The sequence below is a fragment of the Xanthomonas melonis genome, from assembly GCF_020783655.1.
Lineage (GTDB): Bacteria > Pseudomonadota > Gammaproteobacteria > Xanthomonadales > Xanthomonadaceae > Xanthomonas > Xanthomonas melonis.
The window spans coordinates 43,705-59,527 of the sequence record NZ_JAJGQH010000004.1 but is presented as its reverse complement, the minus strand read 5'-3'; the positions used below and the strand labels follow the sequence as shown (position 1 = coordinate 59,527).

The window sequence follows — 15,823 nt, the reverse complement described above, 5'->3', positions numbered from 1 at the left end:
TTGTTGCCCGAATGGGACGCTAGCGCCAACGTGGCTGCTAAAATCGCCGTCTTTGCCGCCGAGCCCTCCAGCCCGTGACCAGCCCAACGCCTTCAGCCCCCTCGCCCATGACCTACCGCGATGCGGGCGTCGATATCGATGCCGGCAACGCGCTGGTCGAACGCATCAAGCCGTTGGTCAAGCGCAGCTTCCGGCCGGAAGTGATGGGCGGCCTGGGCGGTTTCGGTGCCTTGTTCGATCTGTCGGGCAAGTACAGGGAGCCAGTGCTGGTGTCCGGCACCGATGGCGTGGGCACCAAGCTCAAGCTTGCCCAGCAGCTCGGCCGGCACGACACCATCGGCATCGACCTGGTCGGCATGTGCGTCAACGACGTGCTGGTACAGGGCGCCGAGCCGCTGTTCTTCCTGGATTACTTCGCCACCGGCAAGCTGGACGTGGACACCGCCGCGGCGGTGGTCGGCGGTATCGCGCTCGGCTGCGAGTTGTCCGGCTGCGCGTTGATCGGCGGCGAAACCGCCGAGATGCCCGACATGTACCCGCCAGGCGAGTACGATCTGGCCGGTTTCACCGTCGGTGCGGTGGAAAAATCCCAGCTGCTGGACGGCGCGCAGGTGCGTGAGGGCGACGTCCTGATCGGCATCGCCTCCTCCGGCCCGCATTCCAACGGCTATTCGCTGATCCGCAAGATCTACGAGCGCGCCGGCGCGCCGGCCGAGCATGTGCTGGACGATGGCACCCGGCTGATCGATGCGCTGATGGCGCCGACGGCGCTGTATGTCAAACCGATCCTGGCCCTGCTCAGGTCGCATGGCGAGGCGATCCATGCCATGGCGCACATCACCGGCGGCGGGCTGACCGAGAACATCATCCGGGTGGTTCCGGACGGGCTGGGGCTGGACATCGATGCCACTGCGTGGACCCTGCCGCCGGTGTTCGCCTGGCTGCAGCGCGAGGGTGCGGTGGCCGATGCCGAAATGTGGCGCACCTTCAACTGCGGCATCGGCTTCGTGCTGATCGTCTCGCCCGACCAGGCTGCCACGCTGGAACAGGCGCTGACCGCGCAGTCGCTGGCACACTGGCGTATCGGTCAGGTGACGACAACGCACGGCGACGACCGCGTGCGGATCGGCTGAGCCCAGGAGACCCGCATAGACGCTTCCCCGATCGCATCGGCGCCGCGTGCCACCGCCGAAGATCTGCAGCAGCTCAAGCTGCTGTCGATCTTCCATTACGTGCTGGCCGGCATCACCGGGCTGTTTTCGTTGTTCCCGCTGATCCACCTGTTCATGGGCCTGGCCATCGTGACCGGGCACCTGCCGATGGAAAACACCAATCCCGATGCGCCGCCGCTGGATGCCCGCTGGTTCGGCTGGTTCTTCGTGGTGTTCGCGGCCGGGTTCATCTGCTGCGGCCTGACCCTGGCCGGGTTCATGGCCTATGCCGGCCGCTGCATCGCCCAGCGCCGGCGGCATCTGCTGTGCCTGATCGTGGCCGGCATCTCCTGCTCGTTCATGCCGTTCGGCACCGTGCTCGGCGTGTTCACGCTGGTCGTGCTGTTGCGCCCCCAGGTCAAGGCCTTGTTCGGTGGCGCGGCCACCGCAGCCTGAGACCGGCGTGAGCGAAGACGCAGTGCGCGGCGTCAAACCGGCTGCATCGCTGGTCGCCCTCGCAGTGTTCCTGGCCAGCTGGATCGCGCCGCCGTGGCCGGCCGAACAGGCGTTGCATAGTTCGCTGACGGTGATCGGGCTGATCGCGCTGGCCTGGATCGACCGCCGCCATCGGCTCGGCAATGCAGCGTTCGTGCTGATCTGCGTGTTCGTCGCGCTGCATTGCATCGGTGCGCGCTGGCTGTATTCCTACGTGCCTTACGAGCAATGGAGCCGGCAGCTGCTGCATTGGTCGCCAGGCACCGCCTTCGGCTGGACCCGCAATCATTTCGACCGCTTGATCCACCTGCTGTTCGGACTCTGCTTCGCGCCGGCCATCGCGCAGCTCGCAGCGCGGCGCTGGCCGCGTCTGGGGCAACGGCCGGGCTTCGCACTGACCGTCATGAGCATCATGTGCGTCAGCCTGCTCTACGAATGGTTCGAATGGGGCATCGCGCTGCTGCTGTCGCCGCAGGCCGCCGAAGCCTACAACGGGCAGCAGGGCGACCCCTGGGATGCACACACCGACATGCTGCTGGCCACGCTCGGCAGTCTGATCGCCTACCCCTTGGTGAGGACATCGTTCAATGCACGCCACTGACCCGTGCCTGCGCCTGGCCATTCTGGCGTCCGGCCGCGGCAGCAATCTGCAGGCCATCCTCGACGCCATCGCCGACCGACGCCTGCGCGCAGAAGTGGTCGGGGTGTTTTCCGATCGCCCGCAAGCGCCGGCGCTGCTCAAGGTCGACCAAGCACTGCGCTGGAGCGCCAGCCCGCGCGCGTTCGCCGACCGCGAAGCCTTCGACGCCGCGCTGGGCGACGCCATCGCCGCGGTACGGCCGGACTGGGTGGTCTGCGCCGGTTACATGCGCATCCTGGGCGAGCCGCTGGTACGTCGCTTCGCCGGGCGCATGCTCAACATCCACCCGTCCCTGCTGCCCAAGTACCGGGGTCTGCACACGCATGCGCGGGCGCTGGAGGCCGGCGATACCGAGCACGGCGCCAGCGTGCATCTGGTGGTGCCGGAGCTCGATGCCGGCAGCGTGATCGCGCAGGCCCGCGTCCCGGTACTGCCCGGCGACAGCGCCGAGCAGCTGGCCGCGCGCGTCCTCGGTCGCGAGCACCCGTTGCTGCTGGCCACGCTGGATCTGCTGGCCAGCGGGAGAGTGCAGGTCCACGGCGACGCCATCCATCTCGACGGTCAGTGCCTGTTTACGCCACTGCGACTAGAGTCCGCTGACACCGCATTGGCCTGAATGCGGAGACATCCTCCTCATCCCCTTTCGGACATCCTTGCGGCCCCGTGCCCACCCTCAGCGCATGAACGTCGTCCCGATCGCCACCGCGCTGTTGACCACCGCCCTGCTCGCCTCGGCCGGCACCGCCCGCGCGCAACAGCCTCCCGCCGCGCCTGCGTCCACGACGGCGCCCGCTGCTTCCCCTGCCGCTGCGACAGCGCAGCCAGCAACCGCGTCCGCGGCTGCGCTGCCGGCCAGCCCCTGGACGCCACCACCGTTGGAGCCGTTCGTGGCGACCTACCAGGCGTTTTATCGCGGCAAGGAGGCCGGCGACGCGACCATGCAGGTCAGCCATGGTGACGGCAGTCAGTGGCGCATCGACATGGCGGTGCGTGGCCGCAAGGGCTTTGCCAGCATCCTGGGCCTGAATCTGGAACAGAGCACGGTGTTTCGGGTGGACGGCGATACCTATGTGCCGCTGAGCCAGAGCACGGTGCGCAAGGCGGTGTTCTTCGGCAAGAAGGTCACCGGCGTGTACGACTGGCAGGCCGGTACCGCGCAATGGGACGGCGATCTGAAGAAGGAGCGTCAGCAACCCATTGCCCTGCAACGCGGCGACCAGAGCGCGCTGTCGTTGAACCTGTCGCTGATGCGCGACGCACAACCGGGGCGCAGCCTGAGCTATCGCTACGTCGACGTGGGCCGGGTACGCAAATACGACTACCGCGCCGCCGACACCACCGAGGTGGTGCAGGTCGGCGATCTGAGTTACGACGCGTTGCGCGTGTACCGCGTCAACAGCGGCGACAACGAAACCATCCTCTGGATCGCCAACGGGGTTCCGACCCCGGTGCGCATCCTGCAACGTGACAAAGGTGAGGATCAGGTCGATCTCCGCCTGGTCGAATACCAAGGAGCCTGAGCATGAACACCCTCTCCCGCACCAGCGCTTTGCTCGCCGCCGCCCTGGCCGTGGCCAGCCTGCCGGCCTTTGCCGTGCAGCCGTTCCAGGCCGATTATTCGGCCAACTACATGGGCATGCAGGCCAACGGCACCATGACCCTGGCCGCCGCCGGTACCAATCAGTGGCGCTATACGCTGACCATCCAGAACCAGCTGGCCAACCTGACCCAGAGCACGGTGTTCGAGGAGGCCGGTGGGCAGCTGCGCCCGGTGAGCAGCAACGACACGTCTTCGATGATGGTCAAGCGACGCAACGTCACCGCCAATTACGACTGGAAGACCAGCCAGGCCACCTGGAGCGGCGACATCAAGCCCGATCGCCGTGGCCCGGTCAAACTGCAACCCGGCGACATGGACGCCTTGCTGATCAATCTGGCGATCACCCGCGACCTGGCCGCCGGCAAGCCGCTGAACTACCGCATGGTGGACGAAGGCCGCATCAAGCCGATGAGCTACAAGGTCGTCGGCAAGGACACCATCACCGTCAACGGCAAGCAGGAGCAGGCCACCAAGGTCTCGCGCGTGGACGGCGACAAGGAATTGATCGCCTGGGTGGTCAAGGACCTGCCGGTGCCGGCGCGCCTGCTGCAAAAGGAAAAAGGCCAGGATGCGCTGGACCTGACCATCAAGTCGCTGCGCTGAGCCTGATGTGACTGCCATTTCAAGAGCGCGCCAACGCGCGAGGCTTTAGGAGCCAGTGGGTCGAGGGCGCGGCGCCCTCACCGCTCGCGGAACACGCCGTGAATCCGTCCGTGGAGGCTCGGTGGCGGCATCCATGCCGCCACACGGTCCCGCAAGCGGCGAGGACACCGCACCAGACAATTGGTCGGTTGTTCGCTTAAAAGCTTGTCCGTTGATCGGCTTGCGTATTGATCCGCTCGGGTTGGGAGATTAGCGGACGCTTGCTTGTCAGAACTGCAGGGCACGGTGCCTGCTCTTACGATGCACACCGACCCTCTCGACCGGTCCTTGCCCGCCTACCGTCGCGGGACCTTACGCGGCATGGATGCCGCGTAAGAGCTTACAAGGACGTACTTGCAGCGTGTCCCGCGATGGTAGGCGGGCAAGGACCCTGCGACCAGGCCGCAGATCAGCCGCTTTACGACTGATCCATCCGCACCAACCCATCACTCCTCAGGCTTGGCCGCGGCCTTGTCATCGCCGCTGGAGAACACCGTGCGGCAGTCCACGCGGATCTGCTCGCCGCTGCTGCGCCAATAGAACAGATCGCAATGGCGCCTGCCTTCGACGGTCTTCTTGACCGCCACCGCGTAGAACGACTGCGCGATCTCGTCGCGGCTGGCGGTGCCGTCGCCGTTCCAGTCCATGTCGTTGAATTCCACGCCCTGGGTGATCGCCATGCCCACGCTCCAGGCGTAGGCCAGCCAGGCCAGGATCAGCACGATCACGCCCAGCAGGACCTTGCGTCGGGTGGTGAAGCGTCCGCGCAGGATCATGCGGTGCGCCGGATGGTCGCGCCCAGCGCCCCCAGCTTCTCCTCGATGTTCTCGTAGCCACGGTCCAGGTGGTAGATGCGATCGATGGTGGTCTCGCCGTCGGCCACCAGCCCGGCCAGGATCAGCGAGGCGGAGGCGCGCAGATCGGTGGCCATCACCGGTGCGCCACTCAGGCGTTCGGCGCCGCGGACGATGGCGGTATGGCCTTCGACCTGGATATCCGCGCCCAGGCGCAGCAGCTCGTTGACGTGCATGAAGCGGTTTTCGAAGATGGTTTCGTTGATCACGCCCACGCCCTCGGCCACGCAATTGAGCGCCATGAATTGCGCCTGCATGTCGGTGGGAAACGCCGGATACGGGGCGGTGGTGAGGTTGACTGCGCGCGGGCGCTTGCCCTGCATGTCCAGGGTGATGCTGTCGCCGCTGGCAGTGATGCTGGCGCCGGCCTCGGCGAGCTTGTCCAGCACCGCGTCCAGGGTGTCCGGACGCGCGCGGCGCACGGTGACGCTGCCACCGGTCATCGCCGCGGCCACCAGGAAGGTGCCGGTCTCGATGCGATCGGGCAACACCGCATGATGCCCGCCGCCCAGCCGTTCGACGCCCTGCACCACGATGCGCGGCGTGCCGGCGCCTTCGATCCGTGCACCGAGCGCGGTCAGGCACTCGGCCAGGTCGGTGACTTCCGGCTCCATCGCCGCGTTTTCCAGCACGGTGGTGCCGTCGGCCAGTACTGCCGCCATCAGCACGTTCTCGGTGCCGGTGACGCTGACCATGTCGAACACGTAACGGCCGCCCTTCAGACGACCGTTGCTGGTGGCCTTGATGTAGCCGTTCTCCACGCTGATCTCCGCACCCAGCGCCTGCAGGCCCTTGATGTGCTGGTCCACCGGGCGCGAGCCGATCGCGCAGCCGCCCGGCAGCGACACCTCGGCGGTGCCGTAGCGCGCCAGCAGCGGCCCCAGCACCAGGATCGAGGCGCGCATGGTCTTGACCAGCTCGTACGGGGCGACCTGGTGGGTGACCGAACGCGGATCGACCCGGATCGAGCGCCCCTTGGCCAGGGTGCCCTCATCGATGGTGACCTCGGCGCCGAGCTCGCCGAGCAGCTTCACCGTGGTGATCACGTCGTGCAGGTGCGGCACGTTGCTGATCTCCACCGGCGCATCGGCCAGCAGGGTGGCGCACAGGATGGGCAGCACGGCGTTCTTGGCGCCGGAGATATTGACTTCGCCATGCAGCGCTTGGCCGCCGGTCACTACGATTTTTGCCATGGGAATCTAAGAAGTCCGAAAGGAGAGGGATGTCGGAGAAGTGGTGAGCGCAACGTTCTGACGCTGGGACGTGCGGCGCGGCGCTGCAATCGGAGGAGCGAGCGGCGCCGGCACGGCTCGGCACGCGAGGGATGTCGCCAGGTCATGGTGGAGGATGCAGTGGACCACGCGATTCGGGCGCGCACCGTTTTTTCCACCCCGGCACGGCCCGCCTGGCGTGCTCAGCCTTCCTCGGGCGTCAGGGTCTTCAGCTGCAGCGCGTGGATCGCCCCGCCCATCAGGTCGCCCAGGGTCGCATAGACCATGCGGTGGCGTGCCAGCGGCGCCTTGCCCGCGAAGGCTGCGCTGACCACGGTGGCCTCGAAGTGCACGCCGTCGTCGCCGTGCACGTCGACGCGGGCTTCGGGCAAGCCGGATTCGATGAGTTTACGGATGGTTTCGGCGTCCAAAGGGCGTTTCCTCATAAAATGAGCGCACATTCTACTCTTCAGCCGGGTTCTGCATGGCCGTCTCGCACCTGCCTCCTGCCACCGTCAGCGACGCCAGCCTGATCGCCAGCGGACAGCGCGTGCTTGGGATCGAGCAGGACGCGCTGGCCAGCGTGGGCGCGCGGATCGGCAACGACTTCGCCGCCGCCTGCCGGCTGGTGCTGGCCTCGCGCGGGCGCGTGGTCGCCACCGGCATGGGCAAATCCGGCCATATCGCGCGCAAGATCGCCGCCACCCTGGCCTCGACCGGCACCCCGGCCTTCTTCGTGCATCCCGGCGAAGCCGGCCATGGCGACCTGGGCATGATCACCGAGGCCGACATCGTGCTGGCGCTGTCGTATTCGGGCGAATCGGACGAAGTGCGCATGCTGCTGCCGGTGCTCAAGCGCCAGGGTAACCCGATCATCGCCATGACCGGCCGCCCCGCCTCCACCCTGGCCCAGGCCGCCGACGTACACCTGGATGTCAGCGTCGCCGCCGAAGCCTGCCCGCTGCACCTGGCCCCGACCTCCAGCACCACGGCCTCGCTGGCGCTGGGCGACGCGCTGGCGGTGGCCCTGCTCGATGCGCGCGGCTTCACTGCCGACGACTTCGCCCGTTCCCACCCGGCCGGCAGCCTGGGCCGGCGCCTGCTGCTGCACATCACCGACGTGATGCATGCTGGCGACGACCTGCCCCGCGTGCGCGAAGACGCCAGCCTGAGCCAGGCGTTGATGGAAATGAGCCGCAAGCGGCTGGGGATGACCGCGGTGGTGGATGCCGAGGGGCGGCTGATCGGCCTGTTCACCGACGGCGATCTGCGCCGCGCGCTGGACAGCGACATCGACGTGCGCAGTGCCGGCATCGCCGAGGTAATGACCCGCAACCCCAAGACCATCGGCGCCGACCAGCTGGCCGCCGAGGCCGCTCGCCTGATGGAAGAGCACAAGATCAACGGCCTGATCGTGGTCGACGCGCAGCAGCGTGCGGTCGGCGCGTTGAACATTCACGACCTGTTGCGCGCCAAAGTGGTTTAACAGGTTCAGTTTTCAACCTGTCGGACCCCGTTCCCACCGATTCGTGCCGATGCCCTACTCTCCCCTGCAGCACCTCCCCGCCGAGTTGATCGACCGTGCCGCACGCACCCGTCTGGCCTGCTTCGATGTCGATGGCACGCTGACCGACGGGCGCCTGTACTACGACCATGCCGGCAACGAGAGCAAGGCCTTCAACGTACTCGACGGCCAGGGCCTCAAACAGCTCGAACACGCCGGCATCCATGTCGCACTGATCACCGCGCGCGCCAGCCTGTCGGCGGAAAAGCGCGGCCAGGATCTGGGCCTGCACGTGCAGATCGGGGTCAAGAACAAGCGCCTGGCCGTCCTGGCGCTGTGCCAGGAACACGGGCTGTCGCTGGACCAGGTGCTGTTCATGGGCGATGACCTGCCCGATCTTCCGGCCCTGCTCGCGGTCGGCTTGCCGGTCGCCCCCGCCAATGCCCACCCGTGGATCGCCGAGCGGGTGCAGTGGCATACCCGGGCCCGCGGCGGCGAAGGGGCCGCGCGCGAGGTCTGCGACACGCTGCTGGCCGCGCAGGGCCAGATCGACGCCATCATCGCGCGGTTCTCGGCATGAGCTGGAACTGGCGAACCACTCTTGGCGTGGTGCTGTTCGTGGCCGCGGTGGTGTCCGGCTGGTCGGCCTGGCAGCAGCGTGCGCGCCCGGTGGCGGCGGCGGTGGACGAGTCCAAGGCCGACTACGTGCTGCGCGATTTCGAGCTGATCGCCCTGGACAAACAGACTGGCAAGGAATCGATGACGCTGCGTGCGCCGGAAATGCACCGCAACCGTGCCGATCAGACCGCAGAAATCACCACGCCGGTGTTCCTGCTGCCCGATAACGCCAACCAGCCGTGGACCTTGCGTTCCAAGACCGGCTGGATCAGCCCCAAGGGCGACGAACTGCGGCTGCGCGGCGATGTGGAAGGCGACAGCCCGACCACCGGCCCCACCCCGCCGACCACCTTCCGCACCCAGAGTCTGGACGTGTTCCCGCAGCAGAACCTCGCCAAGACCGCCGCGCCGGTGAGCATGAGCCGGCCGGGTATCATGCAGAGCGGGGTCGGCTTCGAGGCCGATCTCAAATCACGCCAGTACAAGCTTCTCTCCCAGGTCAAGACCCGCTATGAACCGAATGCTGCCCGCTAAACTGGCGTTCGCCGCGCTACTGCTGCCTGCGATGGCCATGGCCAAGAGCAGCGATCGCAATCAGCCAATGGCGATCGACTCCAATGCCAACGACTGCAACATGCTCGATGACAGCGGCAAGTGCCGCTTCAGCGGCAATGTGGTGATCACCCAGGGCACGCTGGAGATCCACGCCGATACCGCCGACATCTTTCAGAAGAACGGCCAGACCGACCGCGTAGTGCTCACCGGCAAGCAGGCCACGCTCAAGCAGCAGATGGACGACGGCGCGATGATGAACGGCCAGGCCGACAACATCGAATACAAGGTTGCCGACGAAATCATCATCCTGACCGGCAACTACAAGGTCGACTCGCCCAAGGGCAGCAATGCCGGCCAGCGCATGGTCTACAACACCAAGACCGGCAACATGCAGAGCGGCGGCGATGGCAGCCGTGTGCGCACCATCATCCAGCCGAAGAACGCCGCCCCTGCGGCCGCACCGCCGGCCGCCAAGCCCGCTGCGAAACCTGCCGCCAAACCGCAGGGGAAGCCGTAATGCTGGTCGCCACCGGTCTGCGCAAGAAATACAAGCAGCGCGAAGTGGTCAAGGAATTCGGCCTGACCCTGGAAGCCGGCGAAGTGGTCGGCCTGCTCGGGCCCAATGGCGCCGGCAAGACCACCTGCTTCTACATGATCGTCGGCCTGGTCGAGGCCGATGCCGGCCGCATCGAGCTGGATGGGCGCGACCTCACGGCCGAGCCGATGTATGCACGGGCGAAACTGGGTGTGGGATACCTGCCCCAGGAGCCGTCGGTGTTCCGCAAGCTCACCGTGGCCGACAACATCCGCCTGGTGCTGGAGCTGCGCGAGGACCTCGACGGTGCGGCGCGCGAAAAGGAGCTCGCTGCGCTGCTGGACGAGCTGCAGATCACCCACGTGGCCGATCAGCTGGGTGCCAGCCTGTCCGGTGGCGAGCGCCGGCGCTGCGAGATCGCACGCGCGCTGGCGGCCAAGCCGCGCATGATGCTGCTGGACGAACCCTTCGCCGGCGTGGATCCGATTTCGGTCGGCGAGATCCAGCGCATCGTCACCCACCTCAAGGAACGCGGCATCGGTGTGCTGATCACCGATCACAACGTGCGTGAGACCTTGGGAATCTGCGACCGCGCGTATATCCTCGCCGAGGGAGGCGTGCTGGCGCAGGGGGCACCGGACGCGCTGCTCGCCAATCCCGACGTCCGTCGCGTGTATCTGGGGGAAACTTTCCGCCTTTGAGCGCGCCGCCGCGCCAACGATTTTCCCAGTCAGCGCCCGCATGAAAGCCCGGCTCCAGACATCGCTAGGACAGCAGTTGGTCATGACGCCGCAGTTGCGTCAGGCGATCAAGCTATTGCAGATGTCCACCACCGAACTGGAACTGGAGATCGCCGAGGCGGTGGAGACCAATCCACTGCTGGAATGGGCCGACGAAGCCGTCCAGGCGGCGAACGAGCCGCCTGCAGACGCGGCATCCCCGACCGGCGAGGACAGCCGACACGAGGACAGCCCGCCCGCCGAGCGCGACGACGACTGGTCGCAGGACGAACTGCAGTGGACCGGCTCGGGCAGCGGCGGCAGCTTCGACGACGACGACACCGGCGATGCGGCCGAGCGCGTCGCCGAATCGGAGACCCTGGCCGACCATCTGCTGTGGCAGTTGCACCTGTCGCCGCTGTCGCCGCGCGACCGCCAGATCGGAGCGACCCTGATCGATGCGCTGGACGAAGACGGCTACCTGCGCGAGCCGCTGTCGGCCATTCTCGACACCCTGGCGCTGGGCACCGCGGTCGATGAGGCAGAAGTCCTCACCGTTTTGCATCAGATCCAGCGCTTCGACCCGGTGGGCGTGGGCGCGCGCACCCTGGGCGAGTGCCTGGCGCTGCAGCTGGCGGTGCTCGATCCCGCCACCCCGGGCCGCGAGCTGGCGCTGCAGATCGTGGCCGGCCCGCTGGAACGGCTGCCGCGCAGCGGCGTGGCCGGCCTGGCGCATGAACTCAAACGCTCGGCCGCCGACGTGGAGCAGGCGGTGCAGTTGGTGCGCTCGCTGGACCCGCGCCCGGGCAAGCAGATCGGCGAACTGGCCCAGGACACCTACGTGGTGCCCGATTGCGTGATCTGGCGCCAGCGCGGTGTCTGGCGCGCGGCGCTGGCCGGACGCGCGCAGCCGAAGGTCACCATCCATCGCGGCTACGAGAACCTGATCCGCAGCTGCGGCGAGTCCGATGCCGGCTATCTGCGCGGGCAGCTGCAGGAGGCGCGCTGGCTGCTCAAGAGCCTGGAGGCCCGCGGCGAGACCTTGCTGCGGGTGGTGCGCTGCCTGCTGCAGCACCAGGCCGGCTTCCTGGAGTTCGGCGCGCAGGCGCTGCGGCCGCTGACCCTGCGCGAGATCGCCGGCGAACTCGGCCTGCACGAGTCCACGATCTCGCGCGCGATCGCGCGCAAGTACGTGCGCACGCCCCGCGGCACTATCGCACTGCGCTCGTTCTTCGCGTCCGGCATCGACACCGACGGGGGGGGCGAGGCCTCCAGCACCGCCATCCAGGCCATGATCCGGCGCCTGATCGAGGCAGAGAACCCGCGCAAACCCTTGTCTGACGCCAAGCTTGCCGAACTGCTGAAAACATCCGGCGTCCCGGTGGCGCGGCGCACCGTTGCGAAGTATCGTGAGGCCATGAACATTTCCGCCTCCCACGAACGCGTGCGCATCGCCTGACGTTGCAACCACCGCAACGCCGGCGCGTGCCGGGTTTGTCGGAGCACCGGAACGGTTCATTGGCCCACCGACCAATGGAGGTATCCGATGCGCATCGAGACGTATGGCCACCAGCTTGAAGTGACGCCCGCCCTGCGGGATTACGTGGCAAGCAAGCTGCAGCGCTTGCAGCGCCATTTCGACCAGCACTGCGAAGTCCGCACCCAGCTGGCCGTCCGAAAACCGGACCATCACGTGGTCGCCACCGTCAACCTCCCCGGCCGCACCCTGCACGCCGATGCCAGCGGCTCCACCATGTATGCGGCCATCGACCTGCTGGTGGACAAGCTCGACCGGCTGGTCCTGAAACACAAAGAGAAGAAATGTAACCACCACGCACGCGAGGTGCGCGACAATCCCGCATGACGCTTCCCGCTTGATGCCCTCATGCCCTTAACCGATCTGATGGCGGCCGTGCGCACCGTGGTGTCGCCGGCCGCCGATCGCGACACCGTCCTGCGCGTCGCCGCCGAGCTGCTGTCCTGCCCGCAGGCCGGCGCAGACGAGCTCTACACCAACCTGTGCGAACGCGAGGCCCTGGGCAGTACCGCCATCGGCCACGGCATCGCCATTCCGCATGGGCGATGTTCCAACCTCACCGAACCGCGCGGCGCGCTGCTGCGGCTGGACACCCCGGTGCCGTTCGGCGGCGATGAACCAGTGGATCTGGTGTTCGCCATGGCAGTGCCGGCGCACTACACCCATCAGCACCTGATGCTGCTGTCGGAACTGGCCGAACGCTTCTCCGACGCGGGGTTCCGGCGACAGCTGCGCGAGGCGCCCGATGCGCAGACCTTGCTGGCCCTGCTCGGCGACACGCCGCCAGCGCAGGCCAGCGCGGCATGAATACCGCCATCACCGCACGCGAACTGTTCGACCAGCAGCGCGACAAGCTGGCGCTGCGCTGGGTGGCCGGGCAGAAAGGCGAACACCGCGAGATCCAGGCCGGCAGCAACAATGCCCGCCGCCCGTCGCTGGCCGGCTACCTCAATGTGATCTACCCCAACAAGGTGCAGATCCTGGGCAGCGAGGAACTGGCCTGGCTGGATTCGCTGGATGCGCGCCAGCGCTGGGAAACCATCGAGAAGATCATCCAGGTGCAGCCGCTGGCGCTGGCGATCAGCAAGAACCAGTCGTGCCCGGAAGACCTGCGCGCGGCGGCCGACGAATCCAACACCCCGCTGTGGATCTCGCCCAAGCGCGGCCACGAGCTGCTCAACCACCTCTCCTACCATCTGGCGCGCACGCTGGCGCCGCGGGTCACCCTGCATGGGGTGTTCATGGAGATCTATTCGATCGGCGTACTGATCACCGGCGAAGCGGGCTCGGGCAAGAGCGAGCTGGCACTGGAACTGCTCAGCCGCGGTCACCGTCTGGTGGCCGACGACGCGCCCGAGTTCACCCAGATCGCACCGGACGTGCTGGACGGCACCTGCCCCGAGCTGCTGCAGGACCTGCTGGAGGTGCGTGGCCTGGGCGTGTTGAACGTGCGCGACATGTTCGGCGACACCGCAGTGAAGAAGAACAAGTACCTGCGCCTGATCGTGCACCTGACCCGGCCGATGACCGAGCCCACGCCATCCGGCTACGAGCGCCTGACCGGCGATTCGGGCAGCCGCCACGTGCTGGATCTGGACGTGCCGCTGATCACCCTGCCGGTGATGCCCGGGCGCAACCTGGCGGTGCTGACCGAGGCGGCCACCCGGCTGCACATCCTGCGCACCAAGGGCATCGACCCGGCGGCGATGTTCATCGCGCGCCACAGCAACCTGCTGGAGCGACGCACGCCATGAGCACCTCGCCCTCCTCGCTGATGATCGTGAGCGGGTTGTCCGGCTCGGGCAAATCGGTCGCGCTCAAGACCTTCGAAGACCTGGACTATTACTGCTCGGACAACCTGCCGGTGGAGCTGCTGCCGGACTTCGTGCGCAGCCGCCTGCGCGGCAATCCGCTGGGCGACCAGCGGTTGGCGGTCGGCATCGACGTGCGCAGCCGCAGCGACCTGACCCAGCTCGCGCAGTGGCGCCAGTCCGCCCAGGAGTACGGCATCGAGGCCCGCCTGCTGTTCTTCGAGGCCAGCGACGAAGCCTTGATCAAGCGCTATGCAGACACCCGTCGCCGCCACCCGCTGAGCCATCTCGGCCTGGCCTTGCCCGAAGCGATCACCCGCGAGCGGCAGTTGACCGAGCCGCTGCGCGATCAGGCCGACGCCATCATCGACACCAGTGCGCTCAACGTGCATCAGTTGCGCCGCCGCGTGGTGACCGAGTTCGCGCTCGGCTCGCATGATCGGCTGTCGCTGCTGTTCGAATCGTTCGCCTACAAACGCGGCGTGCCGGCCGAGGCCGATTTCGTGTTCGATGCGCGGGTGCTGCCCAACCCGCACTGGGACCCGGAGCTGCGCCCGCTCACCGGCCGCGATGCCGGCGTGCGCGAGTATCTGGACAACGAGGCCGACGTGCAGCGATACAGCGCGCAGATCGTGGATCTGCTCGATACCTGGCTGCCGCGGCTGCGCAACGACACCCGCAGCTACGTGACCATCGCCTTCGGTTGCACTGGCGGCAAGCACCGCTCGGTCTACATGGCCGAACGCCTGGCCCAGCACGCGCGCACGCAGGGCTGGCCAGAGGTGGCGACGTTTCATCGCGAGCAGGATTGAGGGGCGGGGATTCGGGAATCGGGAATCGTTGAAGCGGCATCCTGCGACGTGAGCGTGCTGCACCTAGGTTGAGGACGTCATGCTTGCTGGCCTCAGGTTGCGATCGCTTGCGAGTGGCTGGCGTGTGGTGGACGCTGCGCAGTCCGACAGCGCTGTAGCTGACGCAACACTGCACGATCGATGCGCTGGCGCCGTCACAAGCCATGCGTCGGTGTCTCCGCCACGCATGGTTCCAGTGCCCTGCCCGCCATCGCATGAAAGGCAGCGCTCGCTTGAGACGTGGGCCGCACCGCCGACGCTGCAGACGTCACGGATCAGGGCCACGCATGCAACGACACGATGGCGACATATGCTGCAGCCGCTTCGGCTGCAGCACTTCTAAACGGCTATTCAGTTCGCAACACTTCGGTGCGGACAAACGCTATCGCGCAGTCATGCCGACCTGTTAACGTTTCGACATGGCCTGTGGCATTCTCCTCATCACCCATCCCGGCATCGGCGCAGCGTTGTTGAACGTGGCGACGGGGCTGTTGCGGCATTTGCCGCTGAAGACCGAAGCGTTCGACGTCCCGTTCGATGCAGACCTGGATGCCTTGCTGCCCCAGGCGTCGGCGGCGATGCGGCGGGTCGACGGCGGCGACGGCGTACTGGTCATGACCGACCTGTACGGCGCCAGCCCCAGCAATCTCGCCAGCCGCCTGGCCAGGCTCGGCACACCGGTGCGCCGCGTCTCCGCCCTGAGTCTGCCGATGCTGCTGCGGGTGATGAACTACCCCGAACAAGGTTTGCAGGAGCTGCCCGCCACCGCGGCGGCAGGTACCCGCAACGGAGCGATCATCGACGATGCTTGAACGCGAACTCATTGTGTCCAACCGACTCGGACTGCATGCGCGGGCAACCGCCAAGCTGGTGCAGACGCTGTCGTCCTATCGCAGCAACGCCACGCTGGCGGCCAAGGGCCGCGAAGTGAATGCCAAGAGCATCATGGGCGTCATGCTGCTGGCCGCCGGCCAGGGCACCAAGGTGATGGTGCGGCTGGAGGGCGAAGACGAGGCCGAGGCCCTGCAAGCCCTGGTGGACCTGTTCGAGCGTCGTTTCGACGAGGACAGCTGAGCATGCGCGGCGTCGGTGCCGTTACG

Annotated in this window: 21 protein-coding genes; 18 read left to right on the top strand and 3 right to left on the bottom strand. The window is 67.1% G+C overall.

Annotated features, from left to right (window positions below; translation table 11 throughout):
* Positions 1-107 precede the first annotated feature (107 nt).
* From purM to LL964_RS05175, 6 genes are all read left to right on the top strand, one after another.
* Positions 108-1,133 (top strand): phosphoribosylformylglycinamidine cyclo-ligase, encoded by a 1,026-nt coding sequence (purM, locus tag LL964_RS05200; RefSeq protein ID WP_208621434.1) that lies wholly within the window; start codon positions 108-110, stop codon positions 1,131-1,133.
* A 15-nt stretch (positions 1,134-1,148) separates the two neighbouring features.
* Positions 1,149-1,607, top strand: coding sequence for a hypothetical protein (locus tag LL964_RS05195; protein WP_104587246.1), 459 nt, complete (start codon positions 1,149-1,151; stop codon positions 1,605-1,607).
* 22 nt (positions 1,608-1,629) lie between these two features.
* The gene (locus LL964_RS05190; protein ID WP_104587419.1) at positions 1,630-2,247 is read left to right on the top strand and encodes a DUF2238 domain-containing protein; all 618 of its coding nucleotides are present in this window, start codon (positions 1,630-1,632) and stop codon (positions 2,245-2,247) included.
* Complete coding sequence (gene purN / locus LL964_RS05185; protein WP_104587245.1) at positions 2,234-2,902, top strand: phosphoribosylglycinamide formyltransferase; 669 nt, start codon at positions 2,234-2,236, stop codon at positions 2,900-2,902. Before LL964_RS05190 ends, purN begins: the two co-directional genes overlap by 14 nt.
* Before the next feature lie 64 nt (positions 2,903-2,966).
* Positions 2,967-3,806: a DUF3108 domain-containing protein gene (locus LL964_RS05180; protein ID WP_104587244.1), complete on the top strand. Its 840-nt coding sequence runs from the start codon at positions 2,967-2,969 to the stop codon at positions 3,804-3,806.
* A 2-nt stretch (positions 3,807-3,808) separates the two neighbouring features.
* Positions 3,809-4,489 carry a DUF3108 domain-containing protein gene (locus LL964_RS05175; protein WP_104587243.1) on the top strand — a complete coding sequence of 227 codons (681 nt, stop codon included), beginning with the start codon at positions 3,809-3,811 and terminating at the stop codon, positions 4,487-4,489.
* 485 nt (positions 4,490-4,974) lie between these two features.
* On the opposite strand, the gene LL964_RS05170 is transcribed toward LL964_RS05175, so the two are convergent.
* The 3 genes from LL964_RS05170 to LL964_RS05160 all read right to left on the bottom strand — a co-directional run bounded on the left by LL964_RS05170 (position 4,975) and on the right by LL964_RS05160 (position 7,024).
* Positions 4,975-5,304 carry a hypothetical protein gene (locus LL964_RS05170; protein ID WP_104587242.1) on the bottom strand — a complete coding sequence of 110 codons (330 nt, stop codon included), beginning with the start codon at positions 5,302-5,304 and terminating at the stop codon, positions 4,975-4,977.
* Positions 5,301-6,575, bottom strand: coding sequence for a UDP-N-acetylglucosamine 1-carboxyvinyltransferase (gene murA / locus LL964_RS05165; protein ID WP_104587241.1), 1,275 nt, complete (start codon positions 6,573-6,575; stop codon positions 5,301-5,303). The genes LL964_RS05170 and murA overlap by 4 nt, the downstream gene beginning before the upstream one ends.
* A gap of 221 nt (positions 6,576-6,796) precedes the next feature.
* A complete protein-coding gene (locus tag LL964_RS05160) occupies positions 6,797-7,024 on the bottom strand; it encodes a BolA family protein (protein ID WP_104587240.1) in 228 nt (75 codons plus the stop codon).
* 53 nt (positions 7,025-7,077) lie between these two features.
* On the opposite strand from LL964_RS05160, the gene LL964_RS05155 reads away from it, so the two are divergent.
* From LL964_RS05155 to LL964_RS05100, 12 genes are all read left to right on the top strand, one after another.
* The gene (locus tag LL964_RS05155) at positions 7,078-8,079 is read left to right on the top strand and encodes a KpsF/GutQ family sugar-phosphate isomerase (RefSeq protein WP_104587239.1); all 1,002 of its coding nucleotides are present in this window, start codon (positions 7,078-7,080) and stop codon (positions 8,077-8,079) included.
* A 49-nt stretch (positions 8,080-8,128) separates the two neighbouring features.
* Complete coding sequence (locus LL964_RS05150; RefSeq protein ID WP_104587238.1) at positions 8,129-8,677, top strand: KdsC family phosphatase; 549 nt, start codon at positions 8,129-8,131, stop codon at positions 8,675-8,677.
* A complete protein-coding gene (lptC, locus tag LL964_RS05145) occupies positions 8,674-9,249 on the top strand; it encodes an LPS export ABC transporter periplasmic protein LptC (RefSeq protein ID WP_104587237.1) in 576 nt (191 codons plus the stop codon). Before LL964_RS05150 ends, lptC begins: the two co-directional genes overlap by 4 nt.
* The gene (gene lptA, locus LL964_RS05140; RefSeq protein ID WP_104587236.1) at positions 9,227-9,787 is read left to right on the top strand and encodes a lipopolysaccharide transport periplasmic protein LptA; all 561 of its coding nucleotides are present in this window, start codon (positions 9,227-9,229) and stop codon (positions 9,785-9,787) included. Before lptC ends, lptA begins: the two co-directional genes overlap by 23 nt.
* The gene (lptB, locus tag LL964_RS05135) at positions 9,787-10,506 is read left to right on the top strand and encodes an LPS export ABC transporter ATP-binding protein (protein ID WP_104587235.1); all 720 of its coding nucleotides are present in this window, start codon (positions 9,787-9,789) and stop codon (positions 10,504-10,506) included. The genes lptA and lptB overlap by 1 nt, the downstream gene beginning before the upstream one ends.
* Positions 10,507-10,546: 40 nt before the next feature.
* Positions 10,547-11,983 carry an RNA polymerase factor sigma-54 gene (locus tag LL964_RS05130; protein WP_104587234.1) on the top strand — a complete coding sequence of 479 codons (1,437 nt, stop codon included), beginning with the start codon at positions 10,547-10,549 and terminating at the stop codon, positions 11,981-11,983.
* Between the two features lie 87 nt (positions 11,984-12,070).
* A complete protein-coding gene (gene hpf / locus LL964_RS05125; protein WP_011037930.1) occupies positions 12,071-12,388 on the top strand; it encodes a ribosome hibernation-promoting factor, HPF/YfiA family in 318 nt (105 codons plus the stop codon).
* A 21-nt stretch (positions 12,389-12,409) separates the two neighbouring features.
* Positions 12,410-12,868, top strand: coding sequence for a PTS sugar transporter subunit IIA (locus tag LL964_RS05120; RefSeq protein WP_104587233.1), 459 nt, complete (start codon positions 12,410-12,412; stop codon positions 12,866-12,868).
* Positions 12,865-13,815, top strand: a complete 951-nt coding sequence (gene hprK, locus LL964_RS05115) for an HPr(Ser) kinase/phosphatase (protein WP_104587232.1) — start codon at positions 12,865-12,867, stop codon at positions 13,813-13,815. Before LL964_RS05120 ends, hprK begins: the two co-directional genes overlap by 4 nt.
* Complete coding sequence (gene rapZ / locus LL964_RS05110) at positions 13,812-14,684, top strand: RNase adapter RapZ (protein WP_167395312.1); 873 nt, start codon at positions 13,812-13,814, stop codon at positions 14,682-14,684. Before hprK ends, rapZ begins: the two co-directional genes overlap by 4 nt.
* A 458-nt stretch (positions 14,685-15,142) precedes the next feature.
* Positions 15,143-15,535: a PTS sugar transporter subunit IIA gene (locus tag LL964_RS05105; protein WP_104587231.1), complete on the top strand. Its 393-nt coding sequence runs from the start codon at positions 15,143-15,145 to the stop codon at positions 15,533-15,535.
* The gene (locus tag LL964_RS05100; protein WP_104587230.1) at positions 15,528-15,797 is read left to right on the top strand and encodes an HPr family phosphocarrier protein; all 270 of its coding nucleotides are present in this window, start codon (positions 15,528-15,530) and stop codon (positions 15,795-15,797) included. The genes LL964_RS05105 and LL964_RS05100 overlap by 8 nt, the downstream gene beginning before the upstream one ends.
* Positions 15,798-15,823 lie beyond the last annotated feature (26 nt).